11 protein-coding genes are annotated in these 15,581 nt (G+C 63.0%); 7 read left to right on the forward strand and 4 right to left on the reverse strand.

What is annotated here, in order from left to right; translation table 11 throughout:
* The first annotated feature begins 27 nt into the window (after window positions 1–27).
* The 6 genes from RPE78_RS15655 to RPE78_RS15680 all read left to right on the forward strand — a co-directional run bounded on the left by RPE78_RS15655 (window position 28) and on the right by RPE78_RS15680 (window position 8,096).
* Window positions 28–1,140 (forward strand): Gfo/Idh/MocA family oxidoreductase, encoded by a 1,113-nt coding sequence (locus RPE78_RS15655; protein WP_330647028.1) that lies wholly within the window; start codon window positions 28–30, stop codon window positions 1,138–1,140.
* A 43-nt stretch (window positions 1,141–1,183) separates the two neighbouring features.
* On the forward strand, window positions 1,184–3,109 hold the full coding sequence (gene iolC / locus RPE78_RS15660) for a 5-dehydro-2-deoxygluconokinase (RefSeq protein ID WP_330647030.1): 1,926 nt from the start codon (window positions 1,184–1,186) through the stop codon (window positions 3,107–3,109).
* A gap of 134 nt (window positions 3,110–3,243) precedes the next feature.
* Entirely contained in the window at window positions 3,244–5,106 is a 1,863-nt protein-coding gene (gene iolD, locus RPE78_RS15665; RefSeq protein ID WP_330647032.1) for a 3D-(3,5/4)-trihydroxycyclohexane-1,2-dione acylhydrolase (decyclizing), read from the forward strand.
* A 97-nt stretch (window positions 5,107–5,203) separates the two neighbouring features.
* A complete protein-coding gene (iolE, locus tag RPE78_RS15670; RefSeq protein ID WP_330647033.1) occupies window positions 5,204–6,139 on the forward strand; it encodes a myo-inosose-2 dehydratase in 936 nt (311 codons plus the stop codon).
* A gap of 33 nt (window positions 6,140–6,172) precedes the next feature.
* Window positions 6,173–6,952: a TIM barrel protein gene (locus RPE78_RS15675; RefSeq protein WP_330647034.1), complete on the forward strand. Its 780-nt coding sequence runs from the start codon at window positions 6,173–6,175 to the stop codon at window positions 6,950–6,952.
* A gap of 175 nt (window positions 6,953–7,127) precedes the next feature.
* Complete coding sequence (locus RPE78_RS15680; protein WP_339109661.1) at window positions 7,128–8,096, forward strand: GNAT family N-acetyltransferase; 969 nt, start codon at window positions 7,128–7,130, stop codon at window positions 8,094–8,096.
* A 152-nt stretch (window positions 8,097–8,248) separates the two neighbouring features.
* Here RPE78_RS15680 and RPE78_RS15685 read toward each other — a convergent pair whose 3' ends face one another.
* Both RPE78_RS15685 and RPE78_RS15690 read right to left on the reverse strand, forming a co-directional pair.
* Window positions 8,249–9,148: a homocysteine S-methyltransferase family protein gene (locus RPE78_RS15685; protein ID WP_330647036.1), complete on the reverse strand. Its 900-nt coding sequence runs from the start codon at window positions 9,146–9,148 to the stop codon at window positions 8,249–8,251.
* Window positions 9,149–9,170: 22 nt separating this feature from the next.
* Window positions 9,171–10,385, reverse strand: coding sequence for a M20 family metallopeptidase (locus tag RPE78_RS15690; protein ID WP_330647037.1), 1,215 nt, complete (start codon window positions 10,383–10,385; stop codon window positions 9,171–9,173).
* A gap of 96 nt (window positions 10,386–10,481) precedes the next feature.
* On the opposite strand from RPE78_RS15690, the gene RPE78_RS15695 reads away from it, so the two are divergent.
* Window positions 10,482–11,456: an NAD(P)-dependent oxidoreductase gene (locus RPE78_RS15695; RefSeq protein WP_406721692.1), complete on the forward strand. Its 975-nt coding sequence runs from the start codon at window positions 10,482–10,484 to the stop codon at window positions 11,454–11,456.
* Between the two features lie 99 nt (window positions 11,457–11,555).
* On the opposite strand, the gene potE is transcribed toward RPE78_RS15695, so the two are convergent.
* Both potE and speC read right to left on the reverse strand, forming a co-directional pair.
* Window positions 11,556–12,971, reverse strand: coding sequence for a putrescine-ornithine antiporter (gene potE, locus RPE78_RS15700; protein ID WP_330647040.1), 1,416 nt, complete (start codon window positions 12,969–12,971; stop codon window positions 11,556–11,558).
* A gap of 11 nt (window positions 12,972–12,982) precedes the next feature.
* On the reverse strand, window positions 12,983–15,142 hold the full coding sequence (gene speC, locus RPE78_RS15705) for an ornithine decarboxylase (protein WP_330647279.1): 2,160 nt from the start codon (window positions 15,140–15,142) through the stop codon (window positions 12,983–12,985).
* Between the last annotated feature and the right edge of the window lie 439 nt (window positions 15,143–15,581).

A 15,581-nucleotide genomic window follows, 5' to 3' on the forward strand; every position in this document is an offset into this window, starting at 1 on the left:
AAAATCCAGCGCAGAACGGAGACCGTCATGACGGCGATGCTGCCCGAAACCCCGTTGGGGGTGGCCCTGATCGGCACGGGGTTCATGGGGAAATGTCACGCGATGGCGTGGAACAATGTGGCCACCGTGTTTGGCGGTGCGCGCCCGCGGCTGGAAGTGCTGTGTGATGCGGTCCCCGACAGGGCGCGCGCCTTGGCCCCGCAATTCGGCTTTGCCCGCAGCAGCGAGGCGTGGCAGAGCGTGATGGAGGACCCGTTGGTGGATGTGGTGTCGATCACCGTCCCGAACGGCCTGCATCTGCCGCTGGCCTGTGCCGCGCTTGAGGCGGGCAAGCATGTCTGGCTGGAAAAGCCGATGGCGCTGACGCTGAACGAGGCCGCGCAAATGGCCGCATCTGCCGCCTCCCGCCCCGATCTGGTGACGATGCTGGGCTATAACTATCTGCGTTCTCCGGCGTTTCAGGCGATGCGTGCGCTGGTCGAGGACGGCGCGCTGGGGCAGCTTTACAGCTTCCGAGGCGTCTATGACGAGGATTACGCGGCAGATCCCGATCTGCCCTGGTCCTGGCGGCATACGCTGCAAGACGGGGGGCTGGGCGCGTTGGGCGATCTTGGCTGCCATCTGGTCAGCCAGATGATCGCGCTGATGGGGCCGGTTGCGGGGCTCTGCGCGCAGACCCATATCGCGATCCCCGAACGCCCCTCGGCCACGGGCATGACACCGGTGGAAAACGAGGATAGCGCAATGGCGATGTTGCGCTTTGCATCGGGGGCACAGGGCTCGTTTGCCACCTCGCGCGTGGCGCGGGGGCGCAAATGCCATCTGGCATGGGAGATCCACGGCAGCCTTGGCAGCCTGCGGTTCGATCAGGAACATATGAACGAATTCTGGCTGCACAGGCGTGGTGAGGCGGGGTTTACCCGCCACCTGACAGGGCCGGATCAGCCCGATTTCGGCGCATTCTGCCCCGCAGCGGGTCACAATTTCGGCTTTAACGAACAGAAAGTGGTCGAGGCGCGCGACCTGTTACAGGCCATTGCGGGCGGCCCTGCATGCGGGCCGGATTTTGCCCGTGGCCACGAGATCGAGACGGTGATCCATGCAATGGCGCGCTCGGGCGGGCAATGGATTGAACTCTAAAGACGTGATCCGCCGGAGGAGGCCGGATCGCAGGGAGGGACTTATGAAGACGTTGGATGTAATCACGATCGGTCGCGCGGGCGTTGATCTTTATGGCTCTCAGATCGGGGGCCGTCTGGAAGATATGGGGTCTTTCGAGAAATATATCGGGGGCAGCCCGACCAATATCGCTTGCGGCACGGCGCGTCTGGGGCTGCGCTCGGGGCTGATCACGCGGGTGGGCGACGAGCATATGGGCCGCTTCATCCGAGAGGAGCTTATGCGTCACGGGGTGAATGTCGAGGGGGTGAGCACCGATCCCGAGCGTCTGACGGCGCTGGTCATCCTCGGCATCCGTGACGAGGAACAGTTCCCGCTGATCTTCTACCGCGAGAATTGCGCCGATATGGCCCTGTGCGAGGCGGATATCGACGAGGGGCTGATTGCCCGGACGCGCTCGGTTCTGGCCACGGGCACCCATCTGTCGAACCCCAAAACGGAAGCGGCGACCCTGAAGGCGCTGAAGCTGGCGCGGCAGTATGGTGCAAAGACGGCGCTCGATATCGATTACCGTCCGAACCTCTGGGGGGTGGCAGGTCATGGCGAGGGCGAAAGCCGCTTTGTGGAATCTGCCGCTGTTACCGCCAAGCTACAGAAGAGCCTGCATTATTTCGACCTGATCGTGGGCACGGAAGAAGAGTTCCACATCGCGGGCGGCACGACCGACACCATCGCGGCGCTCAAGGCTGTGCGGGCGGTGTCGAACGCCACGCTGATCTGCAAACGCGGGGCGGCGGGTGCTGCGGCCTTTGAAGGCGCGATCCCCGACAGCCTTGACGGGGGCCAGACCGGCCCCGGTTTCCCGATCGAGGTGTTCAATGTGCTGGGCGCGGGCGACGGGTTTTTTTCGGGGCTTCTCAAGGGCTGGCTGGAGGGCGAAACCTGGCCCAAGGCGCTGGAATATGCCAATGCCTGCGGGGCCTTTGCTGTCTCGCGCCACGGCTGCACGCCGGCCTATCCCTCGCTTGAAGAACTCGACTTCTTCCTGAGCCGCGGCGTCACACAGCCCGATCTGCGCAATGACCGCGATCTCGAGCAGATTCATTGGGCCACCAATCGCCATCGCAGTCATGGCGGTGATTTCTCGGAGATGCGGGTCTTCGCCTTCGACCACCGTATGCAGCTTGAAGAGATGGAGGGCTATACGCTGAAGAAGGGGGGCGCCTTCAAAGAGCTGTGCCTCGAGGCCGCGCTGAAGGTCCAGCAAGGCCGCTCGGGCTACGGGATCCTGTGCGACAACCGTATCGGTCGCCATGCGTTGCATGCCGCCTCGGGCACGGGCCTGTGGATCGGTCGTCCCTGCGAATGGCCCGGCTCGCGCCCGCTGGAGCTTGAACCCGAGCTTGGCCCCGATTGTGGCGGGCTGAAGGAATGGGCGCGCGAGAATGTGGTGAAAGTGCTGTGTTTCTGCCATCCCGAGGATGATGCCGACATCTGGGCCAGACAACTGGATCGGGTCCGTAAACTCTATGCGGCCGCGCGGCGGAACAACCTCGAATTCCTGCTCGAGATCATCCCGTCGAAAGTGGCCGCGACCGATGACGACACCACGGCCCATCTGATCCGGCGCTTCTATGCCGAAGGGATCTATCCCGATTGGTGGAAGCTGGAGCCTTTGGCATCGCAGGCCGGATGGGCCAAGGCCTGCGATGCCATCGAGGCATATGACCGCCATACCCGTGGCATTGTCGTACTGGGGCTGGATGCGCCCGAAGCCGAACTGGCGGCAAGCTTCGAGATCGCCGCAGGCTTTCCGCTGGTCAAGGGCTTTGCCGTGGGCCGCACGATCTTCGGCTCGGTGGCGCGTGACTGGTTGGCGGGACGGATGGGGGATGACGAGGCCGTGGCCGAAATGGCCACCCGCTATGCCCGTCTCGCAGATATCTGGGACAAGGCGCGGGCGGCTGCGACCGCTGTTGCCGCCGAATAGCCACAGCACCGGCGCGCCCCAGCGGGGGCGAAGCCGCCGATGCGCGCGCGCCGCGGGGTCAATCCCTGCGGCGCGCGCGACCCCCACCCGAAGACGGGGCCCCTTGAACGGGGGCACAGCAAAGGAAGATGACTATGGGCACGATCCGCATGACCGCCGCACAGGCGATGGTAAAATGGCTCAGCGTGCAGCTGACGCCCGAGGGCGAGCGGTATATCGAGGGGATCTGGGCGATCTTCGGCCACGGCAATGTCGCGGGCTTGGGGCAGGCGCTCGAGGAGATCGGTGCAGATTTCCCGACATGGCGCGGCCAGAATGAACAGACGATGGCCCATACGGCGCTGGCCTATAGCAAGGGACTGGCCCGCCGCCGCGCGATGGCGGTGACCTCCTCCATCGGGCCGGGGGCCACCAATCTCGTCACGGCGGCAGCACTTGCGCATGTGAACCGCCTGCCGATCCTGCTGATCCCCGGTGACGTCTTCGCCAATCGCCGCCCCGATCCGGTGCTGCAACAGGTCGAAGCCTTCGAGGATGGCACGCTCTCGGCCAATGACTGCCTGCGCCCCGTTTCGCGCTATTACGACCGGATCACGCGGCCCGAACATCTGCTTACAGCGCTCCCCCGCGCGCTGGCCACAATGACCGATCCGGCCTCCTGTGGCCCCGTCACGCTGGCCTTCTGTCAGGATGTGCAATCGGAACCCTATGAGTACCCGGCCGAATTCTTCACCCCCAGAACCTGGCATATCCGCCGCCCCGCGCCCGATGCGCGCGAGCTGGAAAACGCCATTGCGATGATCCGCGCGGCCCGAAGCCCTGTCATCGTCGCAGGCGGCGGGGTGATCTATTCCCGGGCCGAGGCCATGCTGGCCGAGTTTGCCACCCGCCACAATATCCCCGTCGTCGAGACGCAGGCGGGCAAGTCGGCGCTCTCGCAATTCCACCCGATGAATTTTGGCGCCTCCGGTGTCGATGGCTCGGCGGCCGCCAATGCCGCCTCGCGCCGCGCTGATTTGGTGATCGGCATCGGCACGCGGCTGCAGGATTTCACCACCGGCTCGCGCACGCTCTTTGCCAATCCCGGGGCAAGGCGTCTGTCGATCAATGTCGCGGCCTATGATGCGGTGAAACATGGGGCCGAGCCCCTGATGGCCGATGCCAAAGTGGCGCTCGCGGCGCTTACGGCAGGGCTTGGGGAATATCGCGCCGGGGAGGCCGACCAGAGCGCGCGCGAGGATTGGCTGCGCGCTGTGACGCATCATTGCCGCGACCGCAGCGACGAGCGGGCGACAGGCGAACGCCCTCTTGATGCCGAAGTCATCGGTGCGGTCCAGCGCGCCGCCCCCGAAAGCATCGTGATGTGCGCCGCCGGCACCATGCCCGGCGCGCTCAAGCTGCTCTGGCAGCCAATGCAGGGCGGCTATCACATGGAATATGGCTATAGCTGCATGGGCTACGAGATCGCAGGCGGCATGGGGCTCAAACTTGCCAATCCTGACCGCGAGGTGATCTGCTTTGTGGGCGACGGCTCCTATATGATGGCCAATTCGGAACTGGCCACAGCGGTGATGCGGCGTATCCCCTTCACCGTGGTGCTGACCGATAATGCGGGCTATGGCTGTATCAACCGCCTGCAGACGCTGGGCTGCGGCGGCAATCCGTTCAACAATATGTATGTCGATTGCACCATCGAGGCCCAGCCGCGGATCGACTATGCGGCCCATGCGGCATCCATGGGCGCATATGCGGTGAAGGCGAAAGATATCAAGGACCTGGAGGCGCAGCTGGTACTGGCCCGCACCCGCGATCTCCCGACCGTGATCGTGATCGAGACCACGGCAAAAGACTTCCCCGGCACGGGGATCGCCACGAGCGCCGGCGAGGCCGGCCAGTTCTGGGATGTCGCCATTCCCGCCACGGGCCACGCCCCCAACCGTGCCGCCGCCTATCAGCGTTACATCGACAACATCACCCGACAGCAGACCGTCAACTGACATGCGCGCCGGAGGGCCCCCGCAGGGGGGCTCCGACGCCGCGTGCAGGGGGCTCGATGCCCCCAATCGCGGCCCGCAACCGTAAAAGGAGAGTTCCATGATCAAATTCGGCACCAACCCCATCGCATGGGCCAATGATGACGACCAGTCCATCGGTGCGGATATTCCCACCGCGCGCATCCTTGACGAGGCGGGCCGTCTGATCGGCTTCGACGGGATCGAGAACGGCCACCGCTGGCCGCAGGACGACCCCGAAGCCCTGCGCAGTCTGCTGGCGCAATACGGGCTCGTTTTCATCTCGGGCTGGTATTCCACCGAACTCCTGACCCGCTCGGTGGAAGAGGAAATCGCAGCCGTTCAGGGGCATCTGGCCAAACTCAAACACAATGGCTGCAAGGTCTGTATCGTGTGCGAATGCTCCAATACCGTCCACGGACAGCCCCTGACACCCGTCAATGACCGCCCCGTGCTGAACGCCGTCGAAATGGCCGGGTTCGGGGCCAAGATGGAAGCCTTCGCGGCCTATCTGGCGGGCGAGGGCGTGACGCTGGTCTACCATCACCATATGGGCTCGGTTGTGGAAAGCCCCGCAGATATCGATGCTTTCATGGCCGCCACCGGTCCCGCAACCCATCTGCTGTTCGATGCGGGCCATTGCGCCTTCGGAGGTGGCGATCCGGCACTGGTGCTGGCCCGCCATATCAAGCGCGTCGCGCATTTCCATGCCAAGAATATCCGCCCCGAGATCACGGCCAAGGTGCGTGCTGAAAACCTCTCCTTCCTGCAAGGCGTGCGGGCGGGGGCGTTCACCGTGCCCGGCGATCAGGAGGGCGCGGTCGATTTCGCGCCGCTTCTGCGGATCCTCCGACAGAACGGCTATGACGGCTGGATCGTGATCGAGGCAGAGCAAGACCCCCATGAACGCAATCCGCTCCTGTATCAGACCCTCGGGTTGCATACGCTCAAACGGATCGCGAAAGAGGTCGGATTTGATCTCGTCCCGTCCCCGCACCCCGAGACCGTCGGGGCCTGAGCCTGCGATTTCATGCCTGTTGGAGACCCTAGGATGACACAGCCTTTCCAGCTTGCCGCCTGCGCCGAGATGCTCTGGCGCGACAAACCCATCGAATGGCGCGCCGCGCGCCTGACCGAGCAAGGTCTCGGCGTGGGGCTTTGGAACTGGCCCGATCACGATCTGGCCAAGCTCGAAGCGGTGGGGGCCGATTATACGATCATGAACGGCTATCTCGAAGGACGGCTGGCCGATGCGGAGGGGGCGGATCTGCTCCTCGCCTCGGCCCGCGAGACGATCAAGGTGGGCAAGCGGCTTGGCGTGCGTCGGCTCAATCTGCACGGCACCGGTCTGGGCGAGGGCGGTTTGCCGATCTGGCGGCACGAGACGGTCACGGGGCCGATGTGGCTGAAAGCTCGCGACACGCTCGAGCGGATCTGCGATCTGGCCGCCGAGGAGGGCGTGGTCTTTACCTTGGAAAATCTCAACCAAATGGACCATCCGGGCTGTCCTTTCGGGGCGACGGGGGATGTTCTGGCGCTTGTCTCTTCGATTGACCGCCCCGAGCTGCGGATGAATCTCGACCTCTATCATACGCAGATCGGGGAGGGGGATCTGCTGCGCTGGTGCGAGAAATCCCTGCCTTGGATCGGCGAGCTGCAGGTGGCCGACACGCCCGGTCGTTGCGAGCCGGGCACTGGCGAGATCAATTATCCGGTCATCGCCCGTGGTTTGCAGGCGATGGGCTATCATGGGCCTGTCGGGCTGGAGGCATGGGCGCAGGGCGATAGCGATGCAGCCGTCGCGGCCTTCGTCGCGGCCTTCACCCTCTAGGGCACGGCCCCACCGCCTTTACACGCCCTGCTGTCCGGCCCTGTCCCGTCGGGGGCAGGGCATCGCGACAAAAAGCATCACTCCAGCAGAATCTATCAACTGGCGCGCAGATACGGTATAAACGGCTTTGTTTTGTCGTTTAGACTGGTCGCGACCTATTGATGAGGAAGGGTGCATGAGCCGCAATACCACGATTGGTCCGTGTTCCGAAACGATGCCTCAGGCGGCAAGAACGCGGTATATTGATTTCATGGCGCATCAACATGTGGCCGACGAGAATTCCATTCAGATCGATAGCTATAAAGCCGATATCATCACGCTGACCCCCGCGCACCGGCAGGCGCTGCACGAACTGACGGTTTCGGTGTTCTGGCCCCATCGCGCGCGGGATCTGGATGTGTTTCTGGCGCTCGGGCGGGGCTATCTGGCGATAGACGGGATCGGACGTCCCTTGGGGTCGGCGATGTATTTTCCGGTGGGCGAGGATTACGCCATGTTCGGGATGATGATCACCACACCGCGTCTGCAAAGCTACGGGGCAGGCGCGCGCCTCTTGCGGCGGATCATGCGCGATTGTGAAGGCCGCGACCTGCGGCTGTCTGCCACCCGTGCAGCCTACCGTCTTTATGAATATGCCGGTTTCGTGCCGGTGGGCACGATCTGGCAGCATCAGGGTATCGTGCGGCCCATGCGGCCGCCCACCGCTGTGCCGGGGCTGGAGGTGCGCCCGCTGGAGCCTGCCGATCTGGCGCAGATCCACGCGCTTGACAGCCATGCCTACGGGGCCGATCGTCATGCGATGCTGGAGATGTTCGTGAGGCTTTCCGACGGGATGGTGGCCCTGCGAGAGGGTCGGGTGGTGGGCTATGCGCTCAAACGCGACTTCGGAAAGGGCGTAGTGATCGGGCCGCTTGTGGCCGAGAATGACCGCATCGCCATGCAGCTGGCAACTCCGTTCCTACAGGCGCTGGAGGGCCAGTTCGCCCGTCTGGATACGCCGGTTGAAAGCGAGCAATTCGCGGCCTTTCTGGCATCGGCGGGCCTCGGGGTCTTCGATACCGTCACCGAAATGCGCAATGGCGTGATGCGGCGCCCGCAGGACGGGCTACAGATCTACGGGCTTTCGGCGCATTCTCTGGGATGATCGGGGCTCTGGGATGATCCGGGCTTTGGGATGATCTGCCCTGATAGCCCCCCCCGCGGGGCGTCCGGCAGGACACCGGCGCCATCGTAACAGAAAACGCCCCGCGAGGGAAAACCTGCGGGGCGCCAGTCGGGATGTGCGTCAGAGCCCGCTCAGGCTTTCTGCGCCAGATGCGCGGCAATCGCTGCGATATGCTCGGAGCCGATCCCGCAGCATCCGCCCACCATCGTGGCCCCTGCCGCGATCCACTGATCGACCCATTGCAGATAGCCCGCCGGCGTCAGATCCTTGCGGACCTGCGAGAGCACTTCATTGGCGGCCCCGTCATCATCTTGCGATTCAAAGGCATTGGCATAGATGCCGATCGGCAGTTGTGCGTCGCCAAAGGCGGCACGGGCGGCCTTGATGGCGGGTTCCATGACTTCGGGCATGGAGCAGTTGAACAGCAGCGCCTCGGCCCCCAGTTCCTGCGCCAGACGGGCAGCCTCCGCGACGCTCTCACCGCTGCGCAGGGCCGGAGGCTGGTCCAGTGCCCCTTCGCTGTCATGCAGGGTGAAGGACAGCCAGACCGGCTTGCCGCTGGATTTGGCGGCGGCGACGGCACAGCGGGCCTCGGCAAGGCTGCTGAGCGTTTCGGCCACCCACAGATCGACCTTGTCCTGCATCGCGCCGACCAGCATGTCGAGGATCGGGCGGGCGATGGCCGCGTCGAAAGCTTCGGGCATATAGGAGCCGCAGGGCGGCGGCAGGCTGCCTGCCACGCGCGCGCCCGGGAATTTGTCGGCGGCGGCGCGGGCCAGACGGGCGGCATCGGTTGCCAGAGCGGCCCCATCGCGGGCAAATCGCTCTTCGCCCAGATGGAAAGGCACGACGGCATAGCTATTGGTGGTGATGACCTGCGCACCGGCTTTCAGGAAGGCCTCATGCGCGACCTGCACGATCTCGGGGGTTTCGATCAGCGCGACCGCCGACCATTCGGGTTGGCGCAGTTCGGCCCCCCAATGTTGCAATTCGCGGCTCATGCCGCCGTCGAGGAGAGTGATGGTGGTCATTGAAAGGGTCCTCCAATCGCGCTTATCGCGCAGGGCTTAGGAAATCGGCGGCCAACCGGCTGAGGGCTCTTGCCGAAAGCGTGATGGCGCTTTCATCGGGTTGGTAATCCGAATTGTGCAGGCGGTCATCCCGACCGGGCTGGCCCGAGCCGACATGGAATTGCAGCGCGGGCAGACGTTCGGAGAAATAGGAAAAATCCTCGGCTCCGAAATCGGTGCCCGTCTGCGTATGGGGAGCGGTGCCGAAATGCGCGCTCAGGCTGGTCAGCGCACGGTCGACCAGCGTTTTGTCATTTTGCAACGCAGGCGCACCGCGCAGATAGGTGACCTCGGCCCGGACCCCGAGCGCACGGGCGGTATCGGTGCAGATCTGGCGGAAGCGTTCCTCGGCCATGTCGCGGGTCTGTGCCGAGCGGCAACGGATCGTGCCTTTGAAGCTACAGCTATCGGGGATGATATTTTCGGTGAACCCGCCCGCGATCTGGCCGATGGTCAGCACCATCGGGTCGGCGGGGTCCATCCGGCGCGACACGATGGTCTGCAACTGTGTGATGATATGCGCGCAGGCCACGATCGGGTCCAGCGCAAGATGTGGCCGCGCGGCATGGCCCGAAGACCCGAGAACCGTCACGCAGAATTCATCGCTCGAGGCGGTGCTGGCGCCGTGGATCAGGCGCAGCTCTCCTGCGGGGAGTTCCGGCTGGTTGTGGAAGGCGATGGCCATATCGGCGCCCTCCGCAGCCCCGTCTGCGATCATCGCGGCGGCACCGCTTTCAACGGTTTCCTCGGCAGGCTGGAACACCAGTCGCACCCGTCCGGCAAGCTCTTGTGTCAGATCTCTGAGCACATAGGCCGCCCCCAGCAGGGCCGATGTGTGGATATCATGCCCGCAGGCATGCATCGCGCCCTGTATCTGCGAGGCGAAGGGCAGATCCGTGCGCTCCTCGATGGGCAGGGCATCCATATCGGCGCGCAGGATCAGGCAGGGGCCGGGCAGGGCCCCCGTGATTTCGGCAATCACGCCGGTGCGTCCGATACCGGTGGTGACCTCAAGCCCCATCTGCCGCAATTCATGCGCGACCAGATCCGCCGTCCGCTGCGTTTCAAAGCCGATTTCCGGATGGGCGTGGATGTCGCGGCGCAGCGCGACCAGATGCGGGGCGATCTCGGCCACCTTGTCATCGATCCGGCGCGTCAGATCGTTGATGCCCGTCTCGCTTGGGGGGAAGTGGGTCATGCTACACTCGCAGAGGCGTTGGGAGTTTCTCCTTGGCATCAATTATACGATTGTGCAACAAAAAGCCGAAACAGTCCGCACAGAAGGAACATGACAATGCCCGAGACGGTCATTCACGGCGTCTATCTGAGCCAGACTCTGGACCTTGAGGCGCTGTATGGCGCGGCCTTGCATGCGCAAGGTGCCGATGTCGTGCTCTGTCGCCCCGAGGAGGTGACCGATCCGTCCGCGATCCGCTTCGCGATCTGCTGGCTGCCCGAAGACACGGCCTTTGCGCCCTATCCGAACCTGCATTTGGCGATGTCGATCGGGGCGGGGGTGGATGCGCTTCTGGCGCATCCGGGGCTTGAGGGGCAAGGCCCGCGCCCGCCCGTGCAGATCGCGCGGGTGCGCGACCCGCATCAGGCCGATCTCATGGCCGGTTTCGCGGCCCATGAGGTGCTGCATCACGAACGGTCCTTTGGTGCGCTGGCCGCGCAGGCGCAGGCGCGGTGTTGGGCCCCGCTGCCCTTGCGGGCACCTGCGGCGTCTGTGGTGGCGGTGCTGGGGCATGGCACGATGGGGCGGGCCGTGGCGCGCGCGATGCGGGCCTTGGGGTTCAGGGTGCGGGTGGCCTGCCGGTCCTTGCCCGAGACCGCGGCCCGCATCGAAGGGGTGGAATACTGTTTTGGCCCCGAGGCCATGCGGGAGGCCGCACAGGAGGCGCGCTATCTGGTCAATGTGCTGCCCTTGACCCCCGCCACCGAGAATGTGCTGCAGGGCGCGCTTTTCGCCTGTCTGGCGCAGGGGGCCTATCTGGTGCAGATCGGTCGGGGCGAACATCTGGTCGAGGCCGATTTGCTGGCCGCCTTGGAGTCGGGGCAGCTGGCGGGGGCGACGCTGGATGTGTTCCGCACCGAACCGCTGCCGCAAGATCATCCGTTCTGGACACATCCGCTGCTGCGGATCACGCCGCATGTGGCCAGTGACTCTTTGCCAGACGTCGTGGCCGCGCAGGTCGTGCAGACCGCAAGAGAGCTGCGGGACGGGGCGGCACTGACCTATCTGGTCGATCGCCTGCGCGGCTACTAAGCCCGCTTCGCCAACCATCCTTTGTCAAGCGCCATAGGAAACGGGCCCCGAAGGGCCCGTTGCAAGAGGTCTGTGCAAGCAGATCCGGTACGCGTCGGATTAGCGGCTTTCTTCCAGCACGGCTTTCTGCGCACTGGCGGCCACGGCGGTATAGGTGCCGTTGGCATCGGGGGTTGCGGCTGTCTCGCCCGTGCCCGGCTGACGCACGGGACGGTGATTGAGCCGCGCGGCCACAAGGCTGAACAGCACCCATCCCGCAAAGGTCACCAGACCGCCATACATCATTGCCTGCGTGCCCGTGGCATAAAGCGCATAAAGGCTGTAGAGGGCGGCGATGATGGCCACGATATTGGTGGTCCGCGCCGCAGAATCCGGCACTTTCTCGGCATGCTGCAACGAGCTGAGTGCCGACATCGACAGGATATAGGGGATCAGGTTGGTCATCACCGCCAGATTGACCAGCAAGGAGAACTGTGTGTTCAGCGTGGGGCTGATGGTCATCAGCGACAGTGCCGTTTGCGCCAGCGTGATCACGCAGATCCCGACGATCGGCGCGCCGGATTGGGTGACTTTGGCGAAGAAGGGCAGGAAATAGCCCGTAACAGCCGAAGACCGCGCCACCTCGGCAATGGTGAACTGCCAGCCCAGCAGCGAACCGAAGCACGAGATCACCATCAGGCCGATCACGATCTTGCCCACGGTCGGGTCCATGATCTGGGCGAAAACCAGGCCGAAAGGCGCATTCGAGGCCGCAAGCTGGTCAATCGGCACGATCCCCGCGATCACGCTGGTCGAGGCAATATACAGCAACGCCGTGATGCCGGTCGCGATTAGCACGGCAAGGGGGATATTGCGTTTGGGGTTTTCCACCGCATCGCCGTTGGCGCTGGCCGATTCCAGCCCCAGAAACGCCCAGAGCGTGACCGAGATCGAGGCGCTCAACGCCTGGAAGGTCGGCATGTCATGGGGGTTCCATGCCGCGACATAGCGGCTGGGGTCAAACCAGAACCAGCCCAGAAGGGCGATACCCGCCACCGGCAGGATCACGCCCCAGACGGTAAAGGTGCCCAGCTTCCCCGTGATCTTCGGGCCGCCGAAATTGAGCACCGAAGCCAGCCACAGGCAACCGATGGTCAGCAATCCCGTCATCAGCGGTGAAAGTTCCACCCCAAGGAACGAGGCCCCATAGCCCACCGTCGTGACCGCAATCGCCACATTGGCGATAACCAGCGACACGAAATAGGTATAGTTGGTCATGAAGTTGCCGGACCGGCCATGCGCATATTCGGCATAGCCGCCCATCCCGCCTTGGTGGTTGGAATAGGTGCCCGCCCGTGCGAACGCATAGGCCAGAAGCATGGCACCGATGGCGGTGACAATCCATGACAGGACCGAGATATTGCCCACCTGCGCAAGGTTCGCAGGCAGCAAGATGATGCCGGACCCCATCATGTTCACCACCGTGATCGTGGTTAACGAGACAAGGCCCATCCGGTTTTCTTGTTTATGTGCCATTACGGGGTTCCTTAATTTTTAAGCACGTAACCATAGGCGCGGATGTATCCGTCGGCCTCGGTTTTCAGGTGGACGCCCTGCAATTCGGGCGCGAAACCGGGCAATTTGTTGATGCCTTCCTCAAGGGTCAGGAAGTAATCGCGCGTCAGGTCGGTCCAGGCTTCGCCGGGGACGACACACAGGATGCCCGGCGGATAGGGCAGCGCCCCTTCGGCACAGATGCGGCCCGAAATCTCGCTCAGCGGCACCAGATCCACATTGCCGCGCTGGAAGTCCCAGTTTGCCTCATGGGCAGGGCGGCGCACCGGCGGGAAATTCGGCTCGCGGAACATGTCCTTCTGCATCTGCTTGACGTTCTTGGCCTTGTAGAAATCATGCATTTCCTGACAGAGCTGCCGGATCGTGTAGCCGCGATAGCGGGCCGCATGCTCGGTATAGATCCCGGGCAGAACACGCGCCAAGGGCTGGTCCTGTTGTACGGCCTCTTCAAAGCGGATCAGCGTGGCCACCAGATTCTGCATCTTGGTGATCAGCTCGGCAGGCGTCATCAGGAACAGGATCGAGTTGAGATCGGCCTTCTCGTTGATGATATGGTTGTCGCGCAGGAAATTCGCCAGAATATTCGCGGGAATACCGAAATCCTCGTAATCGAAGCTTTCGACCTTCAGCCCCGGTGTGGTCAGCAGAAGCTTGTTCGGGTCAACGAAATACTGCCCCTTCTTGTAGCCCTCGAACCCATGCCAGTCGTCTTCGGGATCGAAGGCGAAATAGGCGCGGTCGTTCATGATTTCTTCGGTCGGGGCATCTTCCCACAGCCGCCCATAAACCTTCTTGGGGACGAAAGGACGGATCATCGAACATTGGCGCAGGATCATCTTGCGCGCCTCGATGCCGACCCGCAGCGCATTGGCCCAAAGCCGTTTGCCGCCGCCATCGGCATGCATCTTCGCGTTCACCTCCAGCGCCGCGAACATCGGATAGAACGGGCTGGTCGAATAATGCATCATGTAGGAATTGTTGAAGCGGTCGCCATTGATATAGCGCGGCTCCGAGGCGATATGCGCGTCCTTTTTGTGGATCTGCGAGGCCTGCGAGAACCCGGCCTGCTGTTTATGCACGCTCTGGGTGACGATGATGCCGGGATCCTCGGGTTTGAGATCGAGAAGCAGCGGCGAGCAATCCGACATGATCGGAATGAACTGCTCGTAGCCGACCCAGGCGCTGTCAAACAGGATATAGTCGCACAGCTTTCCGATACGGTCGATGACCTGACGCGCGTTGTAGATGGTGCCGTCATAGGTGCCAAGCTGGATCACGGCCAGCCGGATCGGGCGCTCGGCCTTGGCCCGCTCGGGATCGATCCGTGCGATCCGCTCGCGGATATAGCTTTCCTCGAAGCAATGCTCGTCGATCCCGCCGATCAGCCCGTAGGCATTGCGCGCGGTTTCCAGATAGATCGGCGTCGCCTGCGACAGGAAGAGCGCGCCGTGGTGGACCGACTTATGGTTGTTGCGGTCAAACAGCACCAGATCCCCGGGGGTCAGGATGGCGTTCAATGCGATCTTGTTCGAGGTCGAAGTGCCGTTGAGCACCAGATAGGTGTAATCCGAATTGAACACACGGGCGGCGTGCATTTCGGCCTGTTTGGGCAGCCCTTCATGGATCAGCAGATCGCCCATCTTCACATCGGCATTGCACAGGTCCGTGCGGAACAGGTTCTCGCCATAGAATTCATAGAAGCGGCGGCCTGCGGGGTGGCGCTGGAAAAACTGTCCGCCCTGATGGCCGGGGCAGTCGAACTGGGCATAGCCTTCCCGCTCGTATTGGGTGAGTTCGCGGAAGAAGGGCGGCAGAACATCATGGTCGAATTTGGCTGCCGCCACTTCGACCATACGCCCGAAATACTCGACATTGTTTTCTTCGCGCGCCAGAACGCCGGTCAGCCCTTTCAGGCCGGGCGTGGTATTTGGGTCTTCGTCCGAGACGGCAAAAACCGGAATATTGAAGCCCAGTGCCTGCACATGGTCGAGAAGACCGGCATCAATATCCGCTTCGGAAAGAACCACCGCCGATACATCGGTAAAATTGGTGCTTTTTACGGAAACTGTTGCACGGTCTGTGCGAAGATACTCTTCGATCTCGGGGCTGAACGCAATCTTTCCAACAGGAATGGACACGGATCTTTCCTCCTAATTCAACACTGAAATAATTGTGCTCACAATGAGCTACATTCCTTCCATGACATGGGTCAATTTATTGATAAATAACGGATACGTGATTTATGTCGCCAAAATCCCTTTTGCGGTCCATTTCGGGTTCCCTGTAGTTTTGCCCGTTTCTGCCCATAAAATAAGCAGAAAACCCGCGTCGCGCCGGTAGATTGATCAGTAAATTAAAAGAGTTAGCGGATATATGTCGATGCTATTTCCTGATTGTATTTATCAGGAAATAGGGCTTTGGAACGTCCATCCGGTGGGCCGTTCGGGCGCTTTGGGGGGGGGCGACCTGCGTCAGAGTGTCGCGGGTGATGCAGCGCGGTCCGCTGGCCGACAAGGGGCGCCAGTCGGGCTCGGCGATCGGGCGCGGCAGGTCGGAATTGTGGAACAGGCG

The sequence above is a fragment of the Thioclava litoralis genome (genome assembly GCF_045278885.1).
Taxonomy (GTDB): Bacteria; Pseudomonadota; Alphaproteobacteria; order Rhodobacterales; family Rhodobacteraceae; genus Thioclava; species Thioclava litoralis.

Bases quoted from the DNA above. Each gene is read 5' to 3' on its own strand.
- RPE78_RS15695 (WP_406721692.1), top strand. From the start codon at position 10,482: ATGCCCGAGACGGTCATTCACGGCGTCTATCTGAGCCAGACTCTGGAC.
- RPE78_RS15685 (WP_330647036.1), bottom strand. From the start codon at position 9,148: ATGACCACCATCACTCTCCTCGACGGCGGCATGAGCCGCGAATTGCAA.
- RPE78_RS15680 (WP_339109661.1), top strand. From the start codon at position 7,128: ATGAGCCGCAATACCACGATTGGTCCGTGTTCCGAAACGATGCCTCAG.
- RPE78_RS15690 (WP_330647037.1), bottom strand. From the start codon at position 10,385: ATGACCCACTTCCCCCCAAGCGAGACGGGCATCAACGATCTGACGCGC.
- iolD (WP_330647032.1), top strand. From the start codon at position 3,244: ATGGGCACGATCCGCATGACCGCCGCACAGGCGATGGTAAAATGGCTC.
- RPE78_RS15655 (WP_330647028.1), top strand. From the start codon at position 28: ATGACGGCGATGCTGCCCGAAACCCCGTTGGGGGTGGCCCTGATCGGC.
- RPE78_RS15675 (WP_330647034.1), top strand. From the start codon at position 6,173: ATGACACAGCCTTTCCAGCTTGCCGCCTGCGCCGAGATGCTCTGGCGC.
- potE (WP_330647040.1), bottom strand. From the start codon at position 12,971: ATGGCACATAAACAAGAAAACCGGATGGGCCTTGTCTCGTTAACCACG.
- iolE (WP_330647033.1), top strand. From the start codon at position 5,204: ATGATCAAATTCGGCACCAACCCCATCGCATGGGCCAATGATGACGAC.
- iolC (WP_330647030.1), top strand. From the start codon at position 1,184: ATGAAGACGTTGGATGTAATCACGATCGGTCGCGCGGGCGTTGATCTT.